The 22,447-nt window shown below is 42.7% G+C and carries 25 protein-coding genes and 3 tRNA genes; 15 read left to right on the forward strand and 13 right to left on the reverse strand.

Going from position 1 to position 22,447, the window contains the following annotated elements; genetic code table 11:
- Nucleotides 1-5: 5 nt before the first annotated feature.
- Complete coding sequence (locus JKP82_RS17270; RefSeq protein ID WP_309475344.1) at nucleotides 6-392, reverse strand: hypothetical protein; 387 nt, start codon at nucleotides 390-392, stop codon at nucleotides 6-8.
- 322 nt (nucleotides 393-714) lie between these two features.
- Here JKP82_RS17270 and ccoN point away from each other — a divergent pair, with 322 nt between their 5' ends.
- From ccoN to JKP82_RS17330, 12 genes are all read left to right on the forward strand, one after another.
- Nucleotides 715-2,148: a cytochrome-c oxidase, cbb3-type subunit I gene (ccoN, locus tag JKP82_RS17275; protein ID WP_159530344.1), complete on the forward strand. Its 1,434-nt coding sequence runs from the start codon at nucleotides 715-717 to the stop codon at nucleotides 2,146-2,148.
- Nucleotides 2,149-2,163: 15 nt separating this feature from the next.
- A complete protein-coding gene (gene ccoO, locus JKP82_RS17280; protein ID WP_013784113.1) occupies nucleotides 2,164-2,769 on the forward strand; it encodes a cytochrome-c oxidase, cbb3-type subunit II in 606 nt (201 codons plus the stop codon).
- A gap of 1 nt (nucleotide 2,770) precedes the next feature.
- Nucleotides 2,771-2,932, forward strand: coding sequence for a cbb3-type cytochrome oxidase subunit 3 (locus JKP82_RS17285; RefSeq protein ID WP_013784114.1), 162 nt, complete (start codon nucleotides 2,771-2,773; stop codon nucleotides 2,930-2,932).
- 16 nt (nucleotides 2,933-2,948) lie between these two features.
- Nucleotides 2,949-3,902 carry a cytochrome-c oxidase, cbb3-type subunit III gene (gene ccoP / locus JKP82_RS17290; RefSeq protein ID WP_159530346.1) on the forward strand — a complete coding sequence of 318 codons (954 nt, stop codon included), beginning with the start codon at nucleotides 2,949-2,951 and terminating at the stop codon, nucleotides 3,900-3,902.
- Nucleotides 3,903-4,038: 136 nt separating this feature from the next.
- Complete coding sequence (locus JKP82_RS17295; RefSeq protein ID WP_159534494.1) at nucleotides 4,039-4,518, forward strand: FixH family protein; 480 nt, start codon at nucleotides 4,039-4,041, stop codon at nucleotides 4,516-4,518.
- A complete protein-coding gene (locus tag JKP82_RS17300; RefSeq protein ID WP_159530348.1) occupies nucleotides 4,518-6,920 on the forward strand; it encodes a heavy metal translocating P-type ATPase in 2,403 nt (800 codons plus the stop codon). Before JKP82_RS17295 ends, JKP82_RS17300 begins: the two co-directional genes overlap by 1 nt.
- Nucleotide 6,921: 1 nt before the next feature.
- Nucleotides 6,922-7,137, forward strand: a complete 216-nt coding sequence (gene ccoS, locus JKP82_RS17305; protein WP_159530350.1) for a cbb3-type cytochrome oxidase assembly protein CcoS — start codon at nucleotides 6,922-6,924, stop codon at nucleotides 7,135-7,137.
- The gene (locus JKP82_RS17310; RefSeq protein WP_218398005.1) at nucleotides 7,124-7,783 is read left to right on the forward strand and encodes a sulfite exporter TauE/SafE family protein; all 660 of its coding nucleotides are present in this window, start codon (nucleotides 7,124-7,126) and stop codon (nucleotides 7,781-7,783) included. Before ccoS ends, JKP82_RS17310 begins: the two co-directional genes overlap by 14 nt.
- Nucleotides 7,784-7,832: 49 nt before the next feature.
- The gene (fnr, locus tag JKP82_RS17315) at nucleotides 7,833-8,573 is read left to right on the forward strand and encodes a fumarate/nitrate reduction transcriptional regulator Fnr (RefSeq protein ID WP_057791847.1); all 741 of its coding nucleotides are present in this window, start codon (nucleotides 7,833-7,835) and stop codon (nucleotides 8,571-8,573) included.
- 97 nt (nucleotides 8,574-8,670) lie between these two features.
- Complete coding sequence (uspE, locus tag JKP82_RS17320) at nucleotides 8,671-9,594, forward strand: universal stress protein UspE (protein ID WP_218398007.1); 924 nt, start codon at nucleotides 8,671-8,673, stop codon at nucleotides 9,592-9,594.
- 180 nt (nucleotides 9,595-9,774) lie between these two features.
- Nucleotides 9,775-10,716, forward strand: coding sequence for a tRNA 2-thiocytidine(32) synthetase TtcA (ttcA, locus tag JKP82_RS17325; RefSeq protein ID WP_159530356.1), 942 nt, complete (start codon nucleotides 9,775-9,777; stop codon nucleotides 10,714-10,716).
- Nucleotides 10,717-11,718 (forward strand): patatin-like phospholipase family protein, encoded by a 1,002-nt coding sequence (locus JKP82_RS17330; protein ID WP_218398009.1) that lies wholly within the window; start codon nucleotides 10,717-10,719, stop codon nucleotides 11,716-11,718.
- Here JKP82_RS17330 and JKP82_RS17335 read toward each other — a convergent pair.
- The 8 genes from JKP82_RS17335 to JKP82_RS17370 form a co-directional block, all read right to left on the reverse strand.
- The gene (locus tag JKP82_RS17335) at nucleotides 11,710-12,345 is read right to left on the reverse strand and encodes a DUF2987 domain-containing protein (RefSeq protein WP_159530360.1); all 636 of its coding nucleotides are present in this window, start codon (nucleotides 12,343-12,345) and stop codon (nucleotides 11,710-11,712) included. The two genes, JKP82_RS17330 and JKP82_RS17335, sit on opposite strands and share 9 nt — an antisense overlap.
- Complete coding sequence (locus JKP82_RS17340; protein WP_159534496.1) at nucleotides 12,342-13,133, reverse strand: glucosaminidase domain-containing protein; 792 nt, start codon at nucleotides 13,131-13,133, stop codon at nucleotides 12,342-12,344. The genes JKP82_RS17335 and JKP82_RS17340 overlap by 4 nt, the downstream gene beginning before the upstream one ends.
- Nucleotides 13,126-13,887 (reverse strand): stress protein, encoded by a 762-nt coding sequence (locus JKP82_RS17345; protein WP_309475345.1) that lies wholly within the window; start codon nucleotides 13,885-13,887, stop codon nucleotides 13,126-13,128. The genes JKP82_RS17340 and JKP82_RS17345 overlap by 8 nt, the downstream gene beginning before the upstream one ends.
- 138 nt (nucleotides 13,888-14,025) lie before the next feature.
- The gene (locus JKP82_RS17350; RefSeq protein ID WP_218398010.1) at nucleotides 14,026-14,718 is read right to left on the reverse strand and encodes a LysE family translocator; all 693 of its coding nucleotides are present in this window, start codon (nucleotides 14,716-14,718) and stop codon (nucleotides 14,026-14,028) included.
- A 100-nt stretch (nucleotides 14,719-14,818) separates the two neighbouring features.
- Nucleotides 14,819-15,535: a Sir2 family NAD+-dependent deacetylase gene (gene cobB, locus JKP82_RS17355; RefSeq protein WP_218398012.1), complete on the reverse strand. Its 717-nt coding sequence runs from the start codon at nucleotides 15,533-15,535 to the stop codon at nucleotides 14,819-14,821.
- Between the two features lie 58 nt (nucleotides 15,536-15,593).
- The gene (locus JKP82_RS17360) at nucleotides 15,594-16,418 is read right to left on the reverse strand and encodes a sulfurtransferase (RefSeq protein WP_218398014.1); all 825 of its coding nucleotides are present in this window, start codon (nucleotides 16,416-16,418) and stop codon (nucleotides 15,594-15,596) included.
- Between the two features lie 78 nt (nucleotides 16,419-16,496).
- A complete protein-coding gene (gene tpx / locus JKP82_RS17365) occupies nucleotides 16,497-16,991 on the reverse strand; it encodes a thiol peroxidase (protein WP_159530368.1) in 495 nt (164 codons plus the stop codon).
- A gap of 65 nt (nucleotides 16,992-17,056) precedes the next feature.
- A complete protein-coding gene (locus JKP82_RS17370) occupies nucleotides 17,057-17,764 on the reverse strand; it encodes a tRNA-uridine aminocarboxypropyltransferase (protein ID WP_201299250.1) in 708 nt (235 codons plus the stop codon).
- A gap of 309 nt (nucleotides 17,765-18,073) precedes the next feature.
- On the opposite strand from JKP82_RS17370, the gene JKP82_RS17375 reads away from it, so the two are divergent.
- The 3 genes from JKP82_RS17375 to JKP82_RS17385 all read left to right on the forward strand — a co-directional run bounded on the left by JKP82_RS17375 (nucleotide 18,074) and on the right by JKP82_RS17385 (nucleotide 20,910).
- Nucleotides 18,074-19,213 (forward strand): DUF2589 domain-containing protein, encoded by a 1,140-nt coding sequence (locus JKP82_RS17375; protein WP_159530370.1) that lies wholly within the window; start codon nucleotides 18,074-18,076, stop codon nucleotides 19,211-19,213.
- Between the two features lie 67 nt (nucleotides 19,214-19,280).
- Nucleotides 19,281-19,958 (forward strand): hypothetical protein, encoded by a 678-nt coding sequence (locus tag JKP82_RS17380; protein ID WP_159530372.1) that lies wholly within the window; start codon nucleotides 19,281-19,283, stop codon nucleotides 19,956-19,958.
- A 1-nt stretch (nucleotide 19,959) separates the two neighbouring features.
- The gene (locus tag JKP82_RS17385; protein WP_218398016.1) at nucleotides 19,960-20,910 is read left to right on the forward strand and encodes a DUF2589 domain-containing protein; all 951 of its coding nucleotides are present in this window, start codon (nucleotides 19,960-19,962) and stop codon (nucleotides 20,908-20,910) included.
- A 398-nt stretch (nucleotides 20,911-21,308) separates the two neighbouring features.
- Here JKP82_RS17385 and JKP82_RS17390 read toward each other — a convergent pair.
- The 4 genes from JKP82_RS17390 to pgsA form a co-directional block, all read right to left on the reverse strand.
- A tRNA-Leu gene (locus JKP82_RS17390) sits at nucleotides 21,309-21,395 on the reverse strand.
- Between the two features lie 62 nt (nucleotides 21,396-21,457).
- Nucleotides 21,458-21,531: transfer RNA gene (locus tag JKP82_RS17395), tRNA-Cys, on the reverse strand.
- A gap of 14 nt (nucleotides 21,532-21,545) precedes the next feature.
- Nucleotides 21,546-21,621: transfer RNA gene (locus tag JKP82_RS17400), tRNA-Gly, on the reverse strand.
- 151 nt (nucleotides 21,622-21,772) lie between these two features.
- Nucleotides 21,773-22,351 (reverse strand): CDP-diacylglycerol--glycerol-3-phosphate 3-phosphatidyltransferase, encoded by a 579-nt coding sequence (gene pgsA, locus JKP82_RS17405; protein WP_218398018.1) that lies wholly within the window; start codon nucleotides 22,349-22,351, stop codon nucleotides 21,773-21,775.
- Between the last annotated feature and the right edge of the window lie 96 nt (nucleotides 22,352-22,447).

The following is a 22,447-nucleotide window of genomic DNA, read 5'->3' on the forward strand; positions in this document are numbered from 1 at the left end:
TAATACTAAATTTTAGTTTCGAAGTTCAGGTAGCTTGGTGCTGCCTGCCCTTCTATATTTAGCCGCAATTGCCACTTCATAGTCGATTCACTACAACTTCCCAACATAAACCAGCCTGACCATTCCCCATTGTGTTTATTTTCTAGCAACACGGGCACTTTTCCCATGTACATATTTACGCCTTCAATCCACGCGCTTTCTATGTTTGTACCTACAGGTAAATCGAGTACTAAGGTGATAGAGGTTTCAGGTTCTACTTTCTCTGAAAATTCCGCATAGGCATGCTGGCCATGTATTAAAAATTCACAGTGCTCGTTGACAAATGTACAGCTCTCTCCTATTTCCTTTAAGGGGCCCGAAGAAGGCGTGGCGGACATTTGGTATTGATGCACGGTAAATACACATGCTGCAACGACAAAAATACAAAGTGGGGTAAGCCACTTTTGTGAATAAAATGATCTCTTTTTGTTACTGTTATTTAGCATTTCTTAAATTTTGTATATTTCTTCATTGATGGAGATCAAGCTCAGGTAGTTTATGGTATCTTTTTGTAATTAAAAACCTTATCATCCGCGTACCAACTGGCTTGGAGACTATAATTATTACTCTTTCCGAGCTCGGTGTGAAGCGTTATTCCGTTGCTTTCGCATGTCTAGACCGTACTTGAACGGCTGTTGGAGACCATAGTTCATTTGAAGTGGAAGATTCATTAAAATGAGTGAAATAAGCCAAGCACAACCTGACTACAATTATAAAGTAGTTAGGCAATTTACCATTATGACCATAGTCTGGGGTATCATTGGTATGGGCCTAGGGGTATTTATTGCCGCGCAATTATTTGCACCTATGCTTAACTTTGACACACCATGGCTAACGTTTTCGCGTCTGCGTCCTTTGCACACCAATGCCGTTATTTTTGCCTTCGGCGGCTGTGCGTTGTTCGCAACGTCATACTACATCGTTCAGCGTACCTCTCAGGTTAGACTGTTCAGTGATAAACTTGCTGCATTTACGTTTTGGGGCTGGCAAGCCGTTATCGTATTGGCGGTAGTTTCTCTACCTTTAGGTTTAACCAGCTCGAAAGAATACGCTGAACTAGAATGGCCAATCGATATACTGATTACGCTGGTCTGGCTCGCTTATATCATTAACTTCTTCGGAACCCTAGTTATCCGAAAAGTGTCGCATATTTATGTTGCGAACTGGTTCTTAGGGGCGTTCATGCTTACCGTTGCTGTATTGCATATTGGTAATAGCATGGCCATTCCGGTGTCTTTCACTAAGTCTTACTCATTGTATGCAGGCGCAGTAGACGCCATGATGCAGTGGTGGTACGGCCATAACGCAGTAGGTTTCTTCCTAACTGCTGGCTTCTTGGGCATGATGTATTACTTCGTTCCTAAGCAAGCAGGTCGCCCAGTTTACTCGTACAGATTATCTATTGTTCACTTTTGGGCATTGATTTCATTGTACATTTGGGCTGGTCCTCACCACTTACATTATACTGCCCTACCCGATTGGACACAGTCGCTAGGTATGGTTATGTCTATCATTCTATTCGTTCCTTCTTGGGGCGGAATGATTAACGGTATAATGACGCTATCTGGTGCATGGCATAAATTGCGTACTGACCCTGTATTACGTTTCTTAATTGTTTCATTGTCTTTCTATGGTATGTCTACCTTCGAAGGCCCAATGATGGCAATTAAAACAGTTAACGCATTGTCTCACTACACAGACTGGACTATCGGCCACGTACACTCTGGTGCACTAGGTTGGGTAGCCATGGTATCAATTGGTTCTATCTACCACTTAATACCTATCCTGTTTGGTCAGCCGTCGATGTACAGCACACGTCTTGTTAATGTTCATTTCTGGTTAGCAACCATTGGTGTAGTGCTTTATATCGTAGCAATGTGGATGTCAGGTGTTCTTCAAGGGCTAATGTGGCGTGCAGTAAATGCTGACGGTACATTAACGTATAGCTTTGTAGAATCGCTTGAAGCGTCTAAACCTTTCTATGTGGTTCGTTTCATTGGTGGTTGTTTCGTGGTTACTGGCATGCTTATCATGGCCTACAACACATGGAAAACCGTTCGTGCCCCTAAAGGTAGTATCGCTGCTGATGTTACAACTCAGCCAGCGTAATAAGGAGACGACCTAATGAAAAATCCACATGAGTTAATTGAAAAAAATGTCGGCCTGTTAACCGTGCTAATCCTTGTTGCGATTAGCTTCGGTGCCATGGTTCAAATTACGCCGCTGATGTTTCAGCAGCAAACAATGGAACCGGTAACAGGCTTACGTCCTTACACAGCATTAGAATTAGAAGGCCGTGACATCTATATCCGTGAAGGATGTGTTGGTTGTCACAGTCAAATGATTCGTCCGTTCCGTGCCGAAACAGAACGTTACGGTCACTACAGTGTTGCTGGTGAGTCAGTATGGGAACACCCTTTCCTTTGGGGTTCTAAGCGTACTGGTCCTGACCTAGCACGTGTTGGTGGGCGTTACAGTGATGAATGGCATCGTGTTCACCTGCTTAATCCGCGTAACGTGGTACCTGAGTCGAACATGCCTGGGTTCCCATGGCTTGCAGAAAACAAACTTGACGGTAAGTTAACCGCCAAGAAGATGGAAGTTTTCCAAGGCTTTGGCGTACCGTATACCGACGAAGATGTCGCGGGAGCACAAGCGGCAGTACAGGGTAAATCTGAAATGGAAGCCCTTATTGCATACCTACAATCTCTTGGCACACATTTGAAATAATATGGATCAAGGAATAGTAGGTAGCATTTTTACTGTCATCGTCTTTGTTAGTTTCATTGGCATAGTTTGGTGGGCTTTTAGTAGCCGCAACAAGCAAAAGTTTGATGAAGCGGCGAATTTGCCTTTCGCAGACGAAGACAAAGAAAAATCAAAAGAAGATTAGCAGGAGTCTCGAACTTATGAGTATGTTTTGGACAATATGGATTTCAGTGATAACCCTAGGGTTAATCATTGGTTGCTATTTCCTTCTGCGCTGGTGTTTGTCTAACCAAACAGGCGTGCCAGAAGGAGAATCAATGGGGCATGAATTCGACGGCATCGAGGAGTTGAACAACCAGCTACCTCGTTGGTGGACAATCATGTTCTACATGACAATCATTTGGGGTTTTATCTACCTTGCCCTTTATCCTGGATTGGGTTCTTACGAAGGCTTATTTGGCTGGAAGAGTTCAAACCAAGGCATATTGACGCTTGAAGAATCGGCGCAAGCGCGTATCGATGCAAAAGAGCAAGGCAAGTTTGTAGAGTACGATCGTGAGTTGGATTATGCAGCTGAAAAGTTCGACCCAATTTTCGAAGCGTATGCGCAAATTCCTGTTGAGGAGCTAGCAAAGGACCCTGAAGCGAATAAAGTAGGGCAGCGTTTGTTTATGCAAAACTGTTCTCAGTGTCACGGTTCTGATGCTCGCGGTCAAAACGGTGGTTTCCCTAACCTTACTGATAACGATTGGTTATACGGTGGTTCGGGTGCCAAAATTGTTGAAACCTTAACATTAGGCCGCAAAGCCGCTATGCCAGCATGGATAGATGTTATGGGTGAGAAAGGCATCGAAGAAGTGGTTGAATATGCATTAAGTCTTAGCGGACGTGATGTTGACCAGCAACTTGCTGACGCAGGTAAAGTTCGCTTTGCTGCATGCGCTGCCTGTCACGGCATGGACGGTAAAGGTAACCAAGCACTTGGTGCGCCTAACCTGACTGACAACATTTGGTTGTATGGTGGAAGTCATCGTGCGGTTACTGAAACACTAACCTACGGCCGAAATGGTGTTATGCCTTCATTCAAGAAAACCTTGGGTGATGACAAAATCCATGTTGTTGCGTCATACGTATATAGTCTTTCTAACGACTAAATTCGTATAACTAACAATAATGCTAAAAAGCCTCGTTATCACGAGGCTTTTTTTATGAGAAAATAGCCCTATCCGACTGTGTGCTTTAGCTTTTTATCGCGCCGGTTTTCCCGTAGTAAACGAGTTGATGTCATTAATGAATACACCTTGGTATAAACAATTTTGGCCGTGGTTTCTTATCGCAGTTCCTCTTATCACTTTGATAATGGGAGGCGTATTGTTAAAGCTAGCTATTTCAACCGAAGATAGCTTAGTGGTAGACGACTATTACAAAGAAGGTAAAGCCATTAATGCCCGGCTAGATAAAGAAGCCATTGCAAAACGAAAAAATATTACCACTGAGTTAACCATTACTGATGGCAGTATTGCAGTAAAATTCCATTCAGGTATTCCTGCAGAAGGAAACGCGCTTAAATTGAATTTTTATCATGTCACCATAGAAGAGCGTGATACAAGTGTATTATTAAGTCGTGATGCTAATGGTATTTACCGGGGTTTTGTTGAAAAAGACTTAACCGGTAAGTGGCAAGTTTCGCTTTCTCCTATAGATGACAGCTGGAAAGTACAAAATACGCTTCAACTCCCCTATTCTGGCGCTATCAAGTTTAACCCGTAATGAGCGAGAACCTTTGTTTCCATTGCGCGTTACCTAACGATGCAACACACAAATACGAAGCAGTAATATTAGGTGAAACTAGGCAGCTCTGCTGCCCTGGTTGCCAAGCGGTTGCTCAGGCCATCGTTGATAATGGCTTAGAAGATTATTATCAGTTTCGTACTGAGCCTGCCCAAAAGTCAGACGATGGTATATTAGAAAGCCTTTCTGCGCTTAATGTTTATGACGACCCAGCCCTTCAAGAAGAGTTTGTTTTTGACGAAGGACAGCACAAGCAAATACAGCTAACCCTTGAAGGCATAACGTGTGCAGCGTGCGGTTGGCTGATTGAAAAGCAGCTTTCAAAAGTATCCGGCATTGCGCAAGTCGCCGTAAACGTTCAGGAGCGCCGCGCACTAATAACCTGGGAACCCGATGTTATTAAGCTTAGCCAGATACTCACCACACTAAAACGCATAGGTTATGTTGGCTCACCGTTTCACCCTGATGAACATGAAGCGAGCTATAAGCGCGAGCAAAAATCGTTTATTAAAAAGTTAGGCTTGGCAGGCATCATGACCATGCAGGTGATGATGCTAATGGCTGGGCTTTACTTCGATTGGTTTGGTGCCATTGAACAAGAAACCCGTCAATACTTTTATTGGGTTGCACTCACCCTTACCACCCCAGTAGTACTTTATTCAGGAAGCGCGTTCTATTTAGGTGCTTTGAAGGCAATAAGCGCAAAAACCGTGAATATGGATGTGCCTGTCACCCTCGCGGTATTTGGCACCTACTTTGCGGGTTTACGTTCCACTTTGCTAGAGCAAGGTGAAGTGTATTTTGAATCCATATGCATGTTTATCTTTCTACTGCTGTTAAGCCGATTCCTCGAACATAGAAGCAGGCACCGTGCGGCGCAAATTTCAGCCAACATGATGCAGTATATTCCTGTATCTGCCACTAAAATTCAAGATGATGGCAGTATGATTCAATGCCTAGCAAAGCTGCTAGTGCCCGATGATGTTGTATTAATAAAGCCTGGTGAGACCATCCCTGTAGACGGTATCGTGCTAGACGGCACTGCTGCGGTTGATGAGTCTATGTTAACGGGAGAATTTAACCCCGTAAGTAAATCGACCAGCCATGTAGTTTATGGTGGTACAGTAAATCAAGATGGTACACTAACGGTTAAAGTAACCCAAAGCTTAAAGCATGCCTTAGTCAACCAAATAGTACGTTTGCAGGCTAGCGCCATGGCAAGTAAACCAAAAGCCGCGCAAATTGCCGATAACTTTTCCCGTTATTTTGTGTTCTCGGTGTTGTTGATATCGGCTTTAACGTACAGTTATTGGTCGTTTGTGGGCAGTGAAGAAGCGTTTTGGATCACCATCTCGGTATTAGTGGCAACCTGCCCTTGTGCCCTTGGCTTAGCCACACCGTCAGCGTTAACCTGTGCCATGGCAAAGCTAAATCGTCAGGGCATTTTGTTAAAGCGTGCTGATGCGTTAGAGCAACTCAACGATATTGATACTATTGCCCTTGATAAAACCGGCACACTAACCGAAGGCAAGTTCTCGTTGCAACAGCGCTGGTTTGCTAAAGGGGTAGATCCGGTGCAGGTAATGGCGCTCACCGCATTGTTAGAGTCTCGTTCTGAGCACCCTATTGCGCGTGCCTTCGACAGCGATAATGTTAAGTCACAAAATAAAACCCCACCTAATAGCATGAACGGATTTACCGTTACACCAGGTGGTGGCATTAGTGGTGAGATAAACAACGTAGTTTTTACTATGGGCTCAGCCGTATTTTGTAACTTACCAACCACCTCTAAGGTAGACATACCGGCAAATGTGTTTTTGTGTGCCGACGGTGTATTAATGGCGGCGTTTTGCGTCAATGATAGCTTGCGTCAAGATGCCTTAGCGACACTCAACGCACTGAATGCACATCAATTGGTGGTGTTAAGTGGTGATACACAAAATAATGTTAATGCACTTACTGCCAGCTTACCTATCAATTTAGCGAAAGGTGGCCTATCGCCTGAGCAAAAGTATTCTCAGGTGCATACGTTACAAAAGCAAGGCCGCAAAGTCATGATGATGGGCGACGGTATAAACGATGCCCCTGTTCTTGCAAGTGCAGATGTGGCGGTTGCGGTAGGAAACGCCACCGATGTAGCCAAAACAGCGGCAGATGTTATTTTGCTGGGAGACAGCTTGCTGTCGGTACCAACCTTATTTTCAGTGGCTAAACAGGCAAAGCGTAAAATTCAGCAAAACATCGCATGGTCAGTAGGTTACAATATAATCATTCTTCCTTTTGCGGTGTCGGGTTTACTCTCTCCCTGGATGGCCGTGGTTGGCATGTCACTGAGTAGTATTATTGTGGTCACCAATTCAACGAGGTTATTAAGTAAATAACATGAGTATCATTTACGTCTTAATTCCCATCGCTATCATCATTGTTGCGTTGGCGCTGGTTATCTTTTTCTGGGCGGTTAAAACCAATCAGTTTGAAGACCTTGATAGACAGGGCTATAGCATTTTGTTTGATGATGATTTATCAGGTGATGAAAAGAAGCTAGCCGAGCAGCGAAAGCAGTTACAACAACGTAAAGAAACTGATGACAGAGGTTAATATATTCTCTGCCTTTTTCATTGGAATTGCTGGCGGAGTGCATTGTGTTGGCATGTGTGGCGGTATTGTTGCGGCACTACGCACGGTAACGCCAAGTAATGAACCTGCTTTACCCTACACCCTTGCCTATAATTTTGGCCGTATTCTCAGCTACACATTAGCCGGTGCTATTACAGGCGCTGTCGGCCAAATGGCAACCGAATTTGTGCCTATCGCTAAACCCGTTTTATCTTTGATTAGTGGCGTTATGCTGGTGCTTTTAGCGTGTTATTTGGGAAAGTGGTGGCAAGGCTTGAATTATATTGAAGCTATGGGGCGCGGGTTATTTAAAGCTATTCAGCCCTTATCTAAACGATTTCTTCCATTCAAAAGCCCGGTTTATGCACTACCCTATGGTTTCATATGGGGCTGGCTTCCCTGCGGGTTGGTCTATTCCACGTTAACGTGGTCATTAGCATCAGGCTCGGCCGTTGACGGCGCTGCCATTATGCTATTTTTTGGGTTAGGTACTCTGCCCACTTTGCTGGCGGCAAGCGCAGGTAGTCAGTACCTAATAGCCGGTTTCAGGCACCCCGTGGTAAGACAATGCTTATCTGGAATATTGGCTATTTACGCTCTCTTTTTAATTTATGCAGCAATTTCATAAACAAAAGAGTAAGATTATATTAAGTCGACCCTATTTATAGTTTGAACTTATGAGCAAAGGAAGCCAATTCTCAATTCATTGTCAAAATTGCAGTTTCAGCCACTTGTGTTTACCCGTTGCGCTAAACAAGACTGAGATTGAATCTTTAGATGATATTATTGAGCGAAAGAAACCCCTTCACAAGAGTGATTTGCTGGTAAAGTCGGGAGATACATTTAACTCTCTTTACGCAGTACGCACGGGCTCTTTTAAGTCTTTCGTCACCAATTCAGATGGTGAAGAGCAGATTACAGGTTTTCACTTCCCTGGCGATATTATCGGCTTCGATGCATTACGGGAAAACAAGCACCAAAGCTATGCCCAGGCATTAGAAACCGCCATGGTGTGCGAATTACCGTATGAGACGCTTGATGAGATGTCGGTTCAATTTCCGAAGTTAAGACATCAAATAATGAGTTTCATGAGTGCGGAAATTAAACAAGATCATGACCTCATGATGTTGCTTAATAAGCGCTCAGCGGAAGAACGTCTATTGTATTTCCTCTCTCAGCTTTCTCAACGTTTCGAAGAACGTGGATTTTCAAATAAAGAATTTCACCTAACCATGACCCGAAATGAAATTGGGAACTACCTGGGTCTAACTATTGAAACCATTAGCCGCTTATTAAGCCGTTTTCAAAAAGAAAATATTATCCAAGTGGACGGTAAACTCATCACTATTTTAGATTTTGATGAGATGTCACAACGTTTAACGTCTGTGGTTGCACCTAATATCGCCTGTAATAGCTAATCTTCAAAGCTTTTGATCTAAAACAAGTTACGTAATAGCAAATAGGTATTACACTTAAATTGTAGCAACCAAAAATCTAAAAATGTTTGGAGGGGTTATGATTAAGTATGAACGTATTTTAGCGGTCATTGAAGCCGATAGAGATACCCAACCTGCGCTTAGCCGTGCATATGAACTTGCCAAAAAGACAGGTGCCTCTGTCACCGCCATGCTGGTGGTTTACGACTTATCTTACGATATGACAACCATGCTTAGCCCTGATGATCGTGAAGCTATGCGCGATGCGGTCACTAAGGAACATGCGGGTTGGTTACGGAAAATCCTTAGCGATTTAGGGTTTGAAAAAACCGATATTGTTGTTGAGTGGAATAACCGTGCCTTTGAAGCTGTTGTGCATTACGTAATAGATAACAATATAGACTTGGTTGTAAAAGCAACCAAGCGCCATGACGATTTAGCCTCCGTTATTTTTACTCCTACAGACTGGCATCTCCTTAGAAAATGCCCCTCCCCCGTATTGTTGGTTAAAGAACATGAATGGCCTGAAAACGGCGAAATTATTGCGGCGGTAAATGTAGGCAGTGAAGACGACGAACATGCGCTACTCAACGACAAAATCACAGTTATTGCTAACGATTATGCCGCATTACTCAGCGGCAACGTAAATTTGGTTAACAGCTACCCTGCTACACCGCTTAATATTGCTATTGAAGTTCCTGAGTTCGACCCAGACACATACAACAACGCGGTAAAGCATCATCACGAACTCGAGATGAACACACACAGCGAAAAGTATGCTATCGATAGCGAGCGCTGTTATGTGAAAGAGGGGCTTCCTGAAAAAGTCATTCCAAGAATAGCCAAAGATATCGATGCCGAACTTGTGATCATTGGTACCGTTGGCAGAGTAGGTATTTCCGCGGCCCTTATAGGTAACACGGCTGAACATGTTATTGATGAACTTGTGTGTGATGTACTGGCAATAAAACCAGACGGCTTTATTTCGCCCCTTTCACGGTAATTCAAACGTGTTTGTACACAGCCTGTCGGCACTGTTTGCTAGCACCGCTCTATAGTCTTTTGCGCTATTGTTTTTTGCTAGCGGCTAGTGCCGACAAGATACAAAAAATCTTAACCTCGCACATTCAATTTTACCTGATTACTGTATAATGGTTTTTTTCGCAGTAACCAAGCTATTGATATGACCAGTGCAGGCACAAACCGTGCAGACGCCCCGTTAACCGCGTCTCAAAACAAACAAAAATACAGCTTTAACAAGCTACAAAAGCGACTTCGTCGAAATGTAGGCAAAGCGATTGCTGATTTCGGCATGATTGAACATAACGATAAAGTGATGGTGTGTTTGTCCGGAGGAAAAGACAGTTACACCATGCTTGATATTCTTATGTTTTTAAAACGCATCGCGCCAATTCATTTTGACATTATTGCGGTTAACCTAGATCAAAAGCAGCCAGGATTTCCAGAACATGTACTTCCTGAATACCTTGAGAGTGTAGGTGTTGAATACAAAATTGTAGAAGAAGATACTTACTCTATTGTTATGGACAAAGTGCCTGAAGGTAAAACCACGTGTTCGCTTTGTTCACGATTACGTCGGGGCATTTTATACAACACGGCCAAAAAATTAGGCGCCACTAAAATTGCGCTTGGCCACCACCGTGACGACATGCTAGAAACCTTCTTTTTGAACATGTTCCATGGCGGTAAGCTTAAATCAATGCCGCCAAAGCTGGTTAGCGACAATGGTGAACACATTGTGATCAGGCCCCTTGCCTATTGTACCGAGAAAGACATTCAGCGTTATTCTGATGCCGTAGAATTTCCTATTATTCCTTGCAACTTGTGCGGTTCTCAAGAGAATTTACAGCGTCAGAACGTTAAGGCCATGCTACAAGATTGGGATCGTCGTTTTCCTGGACGTATTGAGTCTATGTTTAGTGCGCTTCAAAATGTAGCACCATCGCATTTGGTCGATCAGAATTTGCACGACTTTAAAGGTATATCTACGCAGAACGGCCCAGTTGAAGACGGTGATATTGGTTTCGATCCTCCCACCTTCGCGTCGCCAAGTGAGCCTTCTGACGACACGGTTCACGTTATCAATTTGATGGAATCAAACTAAATGAAAATTGGTCTAGCATTAGGTGCGGGTGCCGCAAGAGGTTGGACCCACATTGGTATTATTCAAGCGTTAGAAAAGCTGGGTATTAAAATTGACGTCGTAGCAGGTTGCTCTATTGGTGCCTATGTCGGTGCAGCCTACGCTAGTGGCAAGTTAGAAGGCCTTAAAGAATGGTCTTGTTCTTTGTCAGATTGGCAGGTACTCGCCTTGATGGGTGTTGGCTTACGCAGAGGCGGCATTGCTAGTGGGCAAAAAGTGTTTGATAAACTTGCCAGTGAATTTTGTGCCCCAACCTACGAAGCAATGGAAAAACCGTTCGCCTCGGTGGCTACCGATTTGTACACGGGCCGTGAAGTGGTTTTCAGTTCGGGCGAAATTGGTAACACCATTCAAGCTTCGTGTGCTATTCCTGCACTATTTGCCCCAGTGGCTCATGGCGACCGTTGGTTAGTTGATGGTGCGGTAGTTAATCCAGTGCCTGTTAATCTATGTCGACAGCTTGGTGCCGATTTTGTGATTGCCGTGAACCTTAATGCTGACTTCAGGCCACTTAGGCTTGAAAAATTACGACTAGATCACGAAGAGAACCAAAGAAAAACCGAAGACTTTTTCACTAAAAGCCAAAATGTGCTTAAGCAATGGTTTTCACCTGACAGTAAAGAAAAAGAAGAAACGGAAACCGACAGCAAGCACACCGAACAAAACGAAGGGGTTGCTAGCGACGCTATTGAGGCCATAGAAGAAACGATTTCTCCACCACCTAATAAAGTCCCCAGAGGTAACCCACCAGGGATTTTAAGTGTAATGAGTAGTTCGCTGGAGATACTTCAAGCGAGGGTGACACGTTCACGTTTAGCGGGCGATCCGCCGGATATTCTTATAGAGCCCCAATTAACGGATGTGGGTATTATGGAATTTCATCGTGCACAAGAGCTATGCGAAAAGGGTGAAGAAACCATCACCCGAATTGCTGAGCAAATTAAGTATCAACTGTTAGCTTGATGCCATAGCGGTAACACGAAGTGGGGCTTTCGGTAAGGTAAGCCCTTTGATTTCGTTGATTTCGCTTTGTTCTAGGTGAAGTATACCGTTGTTGATATGCAGCCCTTCTGGGGTAATATAATCTAAGTTTCTATCATCGAATTGCAACATCAACCCTTTAACGGTTGGCATTAAGAACGATAAAAAGCTGCCCATTTCATTGAAGAACGCTTCATATTGACCATAGATAAAATTCAGCTCTTCTTTTGTATAACTGGCGGTTAAGTATTCACTTTTTGTTTCGAGCTGAACTGACATATCGCACACATTTGCCGCTTCCGTTAAATCTATGCGTATAAATGCATTCGCTAATTTTAGCGCTTTTTCCGTAGGTACCGTGAATCTATACTCATCACTAACCTCCAATGGCATAGTTTGTTTGTCAGTGACAATTTCAGCGTTATTAATTTCACATAACCGCCCTTCACCAACCCTCAGAAAACCAAAAGCGAATTGCAGAGCTTGAGTGTCTTCATTATCAAGTTTTTTTACGTGGCTATAAAAACGGCTATATTCCACATTTACCATTTCGGCGGCAACACTTGAGGTGAGTAATGCGCCAATAAGCGCGCATGCTATACGTTTCATTCAGTTAAGAACTCCTGGTTAAACCGGATCATGGTTTGTAATTCGTCTACATAGGCCGCGCCACGCTCAGAGTAATTCATTAATCCCTCTGCCAAGGCTACACCAGTAATGGGGATTTGATTTGCTCTTAACCGCTCTCTGATTTCTCGCAAATCGGTATAGGCATCGTGTCTATTCAGGTTACGCATATAAGTATAAGTAGCGCGAGAAAGGCTGGAAAATTTCGCGACCTCGTGCGTTGCGCCCGCATTTCGTTTACCAGGTACAAAACCGCAACCTTTTACAAAGCACCAAATACCAAAAAAGTTATAACCTTTTCTAGCAAAACGACTGGTGCCCCATGCCGACTCGTTTGCCGCTTGAACGAGCACGAGTTCAGCAGGCAAAATATCAATTTTGTGAAGCAATGCAAGCAGACGAGACGTTAGCGGTTGTTCCGCCTTTACGCGGTACTCAGTTTGTAGCCACTCAAGGCGGCTAATGTCATCGTCAGTTAGGGACTCTTCGTTCAAAGCCTTACGATACAAAGTTTGTATGTAGTGTCTAAGGGTAAGTAAATACGCATTTTGTTTTTCAACTTCAGGGCGTAAGTAATCAAAAAACGCGCTCTTCTTTTCTTTTATATCAGTATAAGCAGAAAAATCAGGAACAGGTTTTGTCGCTTCAGGTGTTTCTGGAATATCTAAAATATCGGGCTCACGCTTAGTTAATATTAGCGCGTTAATGACTATTACTGCCAATACAGCGATAGTAATTAAAACAATTTTTAGGGTTTCCCGTTTATGCATCGAAGCTCGACTCATTCGTTTTACTTTGAACAGATTCAGATTGGGTAGGTTCGCCCTCTTCACCAATCATCTCTTCATACAACAAGCCTAGCATACTGAAATACAGGGGTAGAACCCAAACAAGGGACAAACCTAATGTAAAGGGAACGGAAATAAACAATATAATGAAAATGGCAAACACACCCGCTAACTGTGCCCAATAAGCATTAAATACACGGCAAGATAAAATTATAGCGCGAAGCGGTGTTAGCGATTTATCGGCAACTAGCATCAGTGAAAAAGAGGTCGCCATCCAAAAGTACACACCAGGGACCACTAACAATACCAAGCCGATTTGCACCACAATGCCATTCACCAATTGAGTAAGGGCTAATGCGAATATTAAAGAGACATAGCTGAAAATAGAAAATACCGTGGTTTTTTGACCTCTGGCATGGCTTACCCCCATCATATACAACCCGCCGATTAGTGGTGCAACTATGAAAATAGCGACAATTTCAATTAACGATTGGTGTTCAAAAATGAAGGTGCCGTCTTCATTAAAAGTGATGAACTTCTGAGCAACAAAACCGAGTACGACAAACGTAAGAAATAGAACCAATGATGCTTGGAATAAGCTTAAAAAATTTGCTTTAGCCAAACCATTAGCGCGAGAAAACAACGATTTAATATCGAAATCATATTGCTTTGAAAGTGTTCTTTCTAGCTTGCTTGATGGCTGGTTATCTTTAAAAGGCATTTTATTATCTGCCACACGTTCCTCTACTGCTGCTATCGAATTTAACCGCCGTATTATACATAAATATGGCGATTAACCCCAATAACCACGTGTTAGTTGATTAAATGTAATGACTCTCGATTTGCTTCTAAGAATAAATATCTGTGCGAAATGCTAGCCCAAGACTAATTTTGCGGCCAAGCCAACCAGTAAAACGCCCATTGCACGGTCAAGCCAGTACCCTTTTTTTCCAATAAGTTGAGCAATTTTACTGGTACTAAGTAGGTAGGATAAGAAGCAGAACCAAAGCCCTGTTGCTATGACTAAGTAAATACCATAACCAAGCTTGATTGAAAAAGGCGTGTCGATATCTATAATAGCGGTGAACAACGATAAGAAGAATAAGGTCGCTTTGGGGTTTAAGCCATTTGTTAAAAAACCAATCCAAAGCGCTTTTTGCGCAGATATTTGCGAGCTAGCTTTTTTATTATTGGCCTCCTTGTTATCAGCTAGCTTAGTTTCATCCAGATTATCTACGCTGTTGCTTACCCCAGACTCGCCGTCTACTCGTGGTTGGCTAGGCCCGCTTTTTAATGCACCATACGCAAGATACAAAAGATAACCCGCCGCAAGATAACTAAAGGTTTGAAACAGCCATGGCGTGGTGGCAATAACTACGCTCAATCCCACTAATGAATACCCAACGTGCAGCAAAATCGCTAGTCCAATTCCAATGCTGGTATAAATAGCAATGCGGCGACCGTAAGCGAGGCTATTTCGAACCACTACCGCAAAATCAGGGCCTGGGCTAGCTACTGCAACAAGGTGTACTAGGGCGATAGTTAAAAATTCATTAAGGTAAGGCATATATTTTTAATATTACTCTGTATTTTAAGTGTTCAGTGTCAGTGGGCTTACATGGTAGTAAAGCGTTTTTAGCCATGAAATCTTCAAGTCATGACTTTAGTTAAAGATCATATTCTTTAATTAACCGTGTTACAAACGCTGGGACTATGTCGGTGGCATTGCCGCTAATAGATTCATCGAACAACCAATTATTCGCACTAGGTTCTAAATTCAATTCTACACATTTTGCGCCAGAATCTTTTGCATTAATCACAAACCCAGCGGCAGGATAAACATTGCCTGAGGTACCGATGGCTACGAAAATATCGGCGTTCGCAATATCTTGCGAAATTTCTTCCATATAAAGGGGCATTTCACCAAACCATACAATGTCTGGTCGTAAGGTTGTGGTATTGCAACACGCACAAGTAGTTTGGCCGTCGAACGCCGTGTTGCATTCAAACGTTTTATTGGTCGTTACACACCGGCTGGACAGTAACTTTCCATGCATGTGCAAAATCTGTTCGCTACCTGCCCGCTCATGCAAGTCGTCCACATTTTGGGTAATTAACGTAAGTTGGCCTTTTAATACCCGTTCAAGTTGCGCTAGCGCTTCATGAGCTGCATTAGGCATAACGCAGGCGTTGGTGAGTTGTAATCTTCGTTCATTGTAAAATCGATATACAAGCTCAGGGTTACGCGCAAAAGCTTCGGGCGTAGCCACGTCTTCCACACTGTGTTCTTCCCATAATCCGTTGTTATCTCGAAATGTTTTTAATCCAGACTCGGCTGAAATTCCTGCACCAGTTAACACGACAACGCGAGGCGGTGTATTCATAAGCTCAATTCCTTTGAAATATATACACGTAACACGACTACCCTAAATTAAACGAAGGTTAATCTTTCACTACTGGAAAAGTGGCGTTTGCTCCCCACTCAGACCAAGAACCATCGTAAATAGCAACATCATTTGCACCGCACATGAGTGCAGCAACGCCAATAATACACGCCGTAACTCCTGAACCGCAGGTACAAATAATGGGCTTCGACAAATCAATGTTGGCTTTTGCAAAAACATCTTTTAATTTTTCAATGCCTAAGAAAAAGCCATTATCTAACAGCGCTGTGAATGGAAGATTGTAAGCGCCGGGCATGTGCCCCGAACGAACCCCAGCACGAGGCTCTTCTACTTGCCCGTAAAACCGCGCTTCACTTCTGGCGTCGACAAGTTGAGCATCGGTTTTAATCGCTTGAATAACCGCTGAACTATTCACGAACCATTTGCTCTGGGCATTACTCTCATACTTAAAGTGTGAGGGAATGCGTTGTTCTGATACTGGTAAGTTTTTTTCTTCCCACGCTACTTGGCCGCCATTTAACAATTTTACGTTCTTATGCCCTATGGCCTTAAGCATCCACCAAACACGGGGGGCGCTGTACATTCCTCGAGTGTCGTAAACCACTAAAGACGAACGTTCGGTCAAACCTTGTCGCCCTAAGTACAAAGCAAAATCAGATTCGGTTGGCATACTATGAGGAAAACCCGTGGTGTGATCACTGCCCTCGCCGTCTAAGTCTATATCCACAGAGTTTGGCAACACCATGGCATCGCGAGAATCAGGCGTTTTGGTAACTGGATCGTCCATAACTGCACGCACTAAAATGATGGGTTCATCTTGCAGTTGCGTGGCAAGCGATTGAACATTAACTAACATCGACATACCACCCTCTCCATTGAAATGCCCACGTAACGCTGTGGGCATTACTGGTTTGATTTATTTACGCTTTACACTCTTAATTTACAAAGCAGCCATTGCTGAATCGTAGTTTGGTTCTTCCGTGGTTTCAGCCACTTGCTCGGTATAAATTACCTTACCGTCGGTATCAATCACAACGACTGTTCGTGATAGCAGACCAGTTAGCGGCATAGAGGTGAACGCTACACCGTAGTCGTCGCCAAAGCTTGTACGGAAAGTAGAACCGGTAACAACATTTTCAATGCCTTCAGCCCCACAAAAGCGGCCAGCTGCAAACGGTAAGTCAGCAGATACACAAATTACTTGTGTATTGTCTAAACCAGCGGCTTGTTCATTGAATTTACGCACTGACGTTGCACACGTACCCGTATCGATAGAAGGGAAAATGTTAAGAATAACGCGTTTACCCTTAAGATCAGCGAGGGTTACTTCACCTAAATCCGCTTTTACTAATGTGAAGTCTGGGGCTTGCTGCCCAACTTCTGGAAGCGAACCTACAGTTGAAACTGAATTACCTTGAAACGTAACTGTTGCCATGTTTTTCTCCTTGGGTTTTGATTGCTTAACCTTATAGTTAAGCGCGAATGCACGCAAGACAAGGGTTACTTAACTTGCGCCTTTGCAAATTCAATTTTGTGACTTAAATGGGGCTTCCCTTTCAAGTATTGATGTCGAAAAATACTGAAATATTTAGCAAGCGCCGTAGCCGCTTCAACCTCACCGGCCAAATCTAACACGTTTATTCCCACCTCTGCAGTGCAATGCTGGAATTCTCGTGTAGATTCACGCAACAAGTAATTCGATGATATTTCAGGGGATACACCCAGCACCGGAAAGTTATCAAGGTAAGGGCTTTTACCAAACATCTTTCGCGCTTCACGCCACGTGCCGTCTAAAAAAATAAACAACGGAATTTTATCTGTTTTATCTTCAGGCTTGGCTATGCAGCGCGCTGGCTCAGCATACTCGTGAGGAAATATGATAATGGGTTGGTATTTAGGGTTGCTTAGTAACGCCAGTAAATCCGGATCGGGCTCTGTTCTGTGCCACACAAACGCGTAATTTTCAGCTACCACATCCGCAATTAATCGGCCTGTGTTGGTGGGCTTGTAGTATTCGCCCTTGTACATGATGAATAACACCGCACAGGATGCTTGTGGTTCTGGCTTATCGGCACAAATACACGCGTTTACAGGCAGCAAACAAATGTCGCAACGGATAACTTTACTACCCCGCGCGTTGAATGCTCGCTTTGCTCGTTTGAGCTCAGACGTTCTAAGCGCCAGAATGGAATTAATATGTGGAAGCACGCGGTAAACTCAATCAGATTAGAGCGATATGGTAGCACAGAGCTATCTTGCTTATTCCTCTTATAACGCGAAAAGCCTATAACTCATATTGCCACTTCATCATTATCTAAGCCTCTAAACAAAGTTCCTAATATTTTGGAATAAATAATTTCTCCTAAAACAATTCACAAAACAGCACATTATGCTGCCAGAAGGTTAACAGAAGGTTGGTAAATTGTGATGAGCCTATGGTTATTGTGAATTTGTAATATTTTAACGAATGCTGTGTACAAGTTTTCCATAACCTAAATAAAATTTTGGAGAATTGAAATGGCTATAGATGTCACCCCCAACACCGTTGCGACTAACGCGCTTCAAGCGCTGGATTTTAGTTCGTTGATAGGTGGACCAATGGACGCAATAATCAAAGCTCAAGCTCTGGCAGCAAAAACTACCTATGAGTTTATAAATGAAGTCTGTTTAACTATTGACCCCGATACGAACGAAAAAAAGCCAGTGAACGTTGTATTTACCTATAACAATAACGGCCAGGAAGCCACATTAACGGTTCCTTTACTTGTTATTTTAACAATTCCTAGCATTGAAGTTTCAGAGTTTACGATTGATTTCATCGCAAACATATCTGCTGGTTCGTCATCTACTGAAGAAACTAGCTCAGACACTGAACTGGGTGTTGATGCATCAGCAGAAGCATCACTGGGTATAGGTCCGTTTAGTATTAAAGTCAAAGCAGAAGCCAACTACTCATCTAAACAGCATTCTAAAGCCGCACAAGAATCAAAATACTCCGTTGAGTATACGATGAATGTAAATGTAAAAGGTGGCCAATCTGGTATGCCTACGGGTCTACAAACAGTGCTTAATATCCTACAAGGCAGTGCAACAACGGTTGGAGTAGATGAGCAGGTATTAATATCCCCTGCAAATTTAAATATCGACAGAACGCAAAGTGGCACTATCCAAGTCACTATGACCGATACCCAAGGTCGTAATGTCAAATCAGGTAAAGTTACCATTACTCCTGTGGGTGAAAATCCTTTCGCGTCCATTACATTAATCAAAGGTAATGAAGAAGAGGATTTACAAACCGAAGTAAATAATTTGGTAAGTGGTAAAAGACTGAATGTAACCAAGGATTTGATAAAAGCATACAGACGCAGAGATACAGGGCCTGAGATTAATGATGCTGCTGCGGTCACAGGTTACACCAACAGGAAAGGCGTGGTTCAGTTCCTTGTTACCTTGGCCGAAAACGCGGTTGATTCCCAGGGAAAAATGAAAATAGAAGCCATGGTACCTATCGCAAATTCTGACAAGACAGAGCAAGAGATAATTGATTACACATACACTGTGGTCACAAACACTGATCCTGTCGTTGATCCTGACGTTGAGGTAAAAGATGACTCACCTCAAGCGGTAAAAAATAGTCCGAAGGGAAAAGCTAAATGATTGAGCTACGGTGAAATATTAAAAAGTTAATTAAGTTTAATTTCCTACTTACTAGGGGGGAGCAATTATGTCGGACATTTTGGAGTCAGTTCTATCGTCTATATTGATAGATATGATCAACGCCCAAAACCAAGCTAATATTCGTTCGGCAGATATTGCCGAAAGCTATGTTGGATTGAATCGTAAACATGAACTACTACAGTACTTTGATGTACCCACAGCGAATATAAAATCTTTTGACTTCGAGCTCAAATTTGCGCTTGAACAAACAGACGCAGTCATTGGTGAAGGTATGAGCAAAGCACTGAGTGACTTAATTCATTCTGAGTTACAGGCGTTTATTCAATCGTCATTACAACATCACCAACTTCCAAATGAAGACGCCGATGCATTAAAAGCATTCATTTCATCAATTTGGAAGCGTGATAAGACAGTCCCCCCTACTTCTTTAAAATTTCAAAGTAACAAAAAGTTAATTGACGATATTCAACAGTTTATTAAGTCGCTAAAACAATTAGTTCATGATTTTGGCGAGTCGAAACCGCTAATAGAAGAAAATGAATCTAATTCAGGTCTTAAAGCGTTGCTTACTATCAATGACCTTAATTCGTATAACAATGACATTCTCTGCTCTATTAACGTGAAAGCAGAAGTCGTCGGTATGAAAGCAGGATATGCAGATAAAAAAGGAGCTGAGGGCGCTGACGAAAATTTAAAACGAAAAATATTCTTAGCAGGAACCTAGTATGAATAATTCTACCGAAAAGACGGTTATGTCGAATCTTTTCACTTTTGAGAAATTAGTTGAATTTCCATTAACATCGATTATTGAGTCGAGTGCAAACGGAAACAATACAACGCTAAATTTCTTGAATGAATATTGTTTCACAAACAAAAATGGAAAACGCGAAGCGGTTAAATTTATCTTTTACTACGATTATGTAAAAGGTGGAGCAGCTCAAACTATGAGGGTTGAAATACCCATCATATCCTTGATCACGATGCCGTATTACACCATTAACTCAGCCCAATTCGAAATGGGTATTAACATTCTAAGTTGGGTCGATGTATCGAGCGAGACTTGGGAGCAAACGGATGAAAGTACAAGCGATAAAAAATTGTTAGCTATGTTAGGTCCATATGAATCTTCGTCACCTAAAGGACCCCCTCAGTCTGCTGAAACAGCGCAGTACAGTAAAGTTAATACAAACATGAAGGTGAAAATGGACGTCGTTTCGTCAGATTTGCCGTCAGGAATATTACAACTACTGAATGTTTCTAGCCAAGGCGTCGAAGGACATGTTGCTTATGACTTAAAAATCAGCCCGAACACTTCCAGGTTACTAATGGATAAGGAGGCAGTACAACTGACGTTAACATTAATGAAAAATAACGATGAGTTTAATGACAGCTTAGCTGAAAGTGATGACATTGATTTAGTGCCACTAACGGTAACGTTAATTCCAAATGATAAAGTGGAATTAGAAAAAGCTTTCGGCAAGTATATCACCGTTGACAGCGGAGACATCGTTGGAAGTAGTTCTATAGAACAAGTGCAAGTTCTCACAAACACGAGTGGAGAAATAAAAGTTACGTTTCACCCTACCCTAAACGAAGCAGCGAACGGATTTATAAATGTATCGAGCCCTTTAACATCTACTATTAAAATTTACTTTAGGATAATAAATCATGATTAATACTCAAAATACAGCACCCGGCATACCCTGTCCCACAGAATCCTGTGACCATAAAATAAAGGTTTCCTTGGAAGACCTACTTTTTCAGAAAGTAGTAAAATGTCCCCACTGCCTAGTGGAGCTAACGATGAATAGGGAAGCGTCTAAAGAAACGATATCTGCCATGGCAGAGCTACACAATGCGTTGGAAAATGCTGAATCGGCCAAAACATTTACGGGTAATTCAGTACGCTACCCTTAGATTAAATGAGTCATTTTCGGGTTTTTCTGAAAACACTATTTTAGACGCAAGAACCGTGCATTAATGTCAGTGTGTAATAATTTGTCGAGTTAGGTAATACCGAAAAATGATTTAGAGACAAAGCTGAAAATTCTTTGGGATTAAACTCTTAAAGAAATGGTGCCCGGGGCCGGACTTGAACCGGCACGTCATTACTGACGAGGGATTTTAAATCCCTTGTGTCTACCAATTTCACCACCCGGGCATCGGGGTAACCTTTCGGTTGGGGTGTCAGGCGTAGAAACCTGTTATCGCATTAAAGCATTATGGAGGCGGAACCCGGAGTCGAACCGAGATCCACGGATTTGCAATCCGCTGCATAGCCATTCTGCCATTCCGCCGTAATACTAGACTTTGGAGCGGGAAACGAGATTCGAACTCGCGACCCCGACCTTGGCAAGGTCGTGCTCTACCAACTGAGCTATTCCCGCATTTAAAGTCTTACATTTCGTTTCGTTGTTGCCGTCTCGAAATGTGCGGTGAATTCTACCTGTAACGCTGAAAGTGTCAATACGAAAAACAAGGAAATATGCATTTTTGTGATCGTTTGCTACATTTTTATTCACATTGCTCAATAGACGATCAAATATTATCTTTTAAGCCCGCACTTAGGTGTGGCCATGCAGCACGTGAGTAAATAATCATTGACCAAATTGACAGCACTGCGGCGATATAAAGTAAAATATGTCCTAGGGTTACCCAATAAAGTGGAATGCCCATAAACGATTCAAGGCCAGATAATAATCCAATAATGGCTAACATTTGCGCAGTCGTTTTTGCTTTGCCAATAAATGATACTTTTACCGCTTCCCTCACACCATTTTGTCCCATCCACTCTCTAAGCGCTGAAACGTAAATTTCTCGCACTAGTAGTGCAATGGCTGGAATGGTTATCCATAAACTAGCATAGCTGTGAGTAATCATTAGCAGTGCCGCCCCAACAATGAGCTTATCGGCAACAGGATCTAGGAAAGCACCAAAAGGTGTAGATTGTTCAAGTTTTCGGGCTAGGTAACCATCGAACCAATCGGTAATAGCTGCAAGCCAAAAAATAAATGCACCGGCTTCGTGGGCCCAACGCCAATCAAGAAAATAAACACCAACAAACACAGGAATAAGGATCACTCTGAATAGAGTAATTAAATTTGGAACCGTCCACATAAATACATCTCAAAATTTTCGCCTATTATAGGCAGGTTTAGCGCAGCTTTTTTTAAGCCTTCAATTTTTAACAGATTACCGCAATTTACGTATTAA

The sequence above is a fragment of the Alteromonas lipotrueae genome, from assembly GCF_019249215.1.
Classification (GTDB): domain Bacteria; phylum Pseudomonadota; class Gammaproteobacteria; order Enterobacterales; family Alteromonadaceae; genus Alteromonas; species Alteromonas lipotrueae.

Bases quoted from the DNA above. Each gene is read 5' to 3' on its own strand.
- ccoN (WP_159530344.1), top strand. From the start codon at position 715: ATGAGTGAAATAAGCCAAGCACAACCTGACTACAATTATAAAGTAGTT.
- uspE (WP_218398007.1), top strand. From the start codon at position 8,671: ATGATTAAGTATGAACGTATTTTAGCGGTCATTGAAGCCGATAGAGAT.
- tpx (WP_159530368.1), bottom strand. From the start codon at position 16,991: ATGGCAACAGTTACGTTTCAAGGTAATTCAGTTTCAACTGTAGGTTCG.
- ccoS (WP_159530350.1), top strand. From the start codon at position 6,922: ATGAGTATCATTTACGTCTTAATTCCCATCGCTATCATCATTGTTGCG.
- fnr (WP_057791847.1), top strand. From the start codon at position 7,833: ATGAGCAAAGGAAGCCAATTCTCAATTCATTGTCAAAATTGCAGTTTC.
- JKP82_RS17295 (WP_159534494.1), top strand. From the start codon at position 4,039: ATGAATACACCTTGGTATAAACAATTTTGGCCGTGGTTTCTTATCGCA.
- JKP82_RS17350 (WP_218398010.1), bottom strand. From the start codon at position 14,718: ATGCCTTACCTTAATGAATTTTTAACTATCGCCCTAGTACACCTTGTT.
- JKP82_RS17335 (WP_159530360.1), bottom strand. From the start codon at position 12,345: ATGAAACGTATAGCATGCGCGCTTATTGGCGCATTACTCACCTCAAGT.
- JKP82_RS17330 (WP_218398009.1), top strand. From the start codon at position 10,717: ATGAAAATTGGTCTAGCATTAGGTGCGGGTGCCGCAAGAGGTTGGACC.
- ccoO (WP_013784113.1), top strand. From the start codon at position 2,164: ATGAAAAATCCACATGAGTTAATTGAAAAAAATGTCGGCCTGTTAACC.
- cobB (WP_218398012.1), bottom strand. From the start codon at position 15,535: ATGAATACACCGCCTCGCGTTGTCGTGTTAACTGGTGCAGGAATTTCA.
- JKP82_RS17380 (WP_159530372.1), top strand. From the start codon at position 19,281: ATGTCGGACATTTTGGAGTCAGTTCTATCGTCTATATTGATAGATATG.
- JKP82_RS17310 (WP_218398005.1), top strand. From the start codon at position 7,124: ATGACAGAGGTTAATATATTCTCTGCCTTTTTCATTGGAATTGCTGGC.
- JKP82_RS17340 (WP_159534496.1), bottom strand. From the start codon at position 13,133: ATGCATAAACGGGAAACCCTAAAAATTGTTTTAATTACTATCGCTGTA.
- JKP82_RS17385 (WP_218398016.1), top strand. From the start codon at position 19,960: ATGAATAATTCTACCGAAAAGACGGTTATGTCGAATCTTTTCACTTTT.
- ccoP (WP_159530346.1), top strand. From the start codon at position 2,949: ATGAGTATGTTTTGGACAATATGGATTTCAGTGATAACCCTAGGGTTA.
- JKP82_RS17360 (WP_218398014.1), bottom strand. From the start codon at position 16,418: ATGTCGATGTTAGTTAATGTTCAATCGCTTGCCACGCAACTGCAAGAT.
- JKP82_RS17285 (WP_013784114.1), top strand. From the start codon at position 2,771: ATGGATCAAGGAATAGTAGGTAGCATTTTTACTGTCATCGTCTTTGTT.
- JKP82_RS17300 (WP_159530348.1), top strand. From the start codon at position 4,518: ATGAGCGAGAACCTTTGTTTCCATTGCGCGTTACCTAACGATGCAACA.
- ttcA (WP_159530356.1), top strand. From the start codon at position 9,775: ATGACCAGTGCAGGCACAAACCGTGCAGACGCCCCGTTAACCGCGTCT.
- pgsA (WP_218398018.1), bottom strand. From the start codon at position 22,351: ATGTGGACGGTTCCAAATTTAATTACTCTATTCAGAGTGATCCTTATT.
- JKP82_RS17375 (WP_159530370.1), top strand. From the start codon at position 18,074: ATGGCTATAGATGTCACCCCCAACACCGTTGCGACTAACGCGCTTCAA.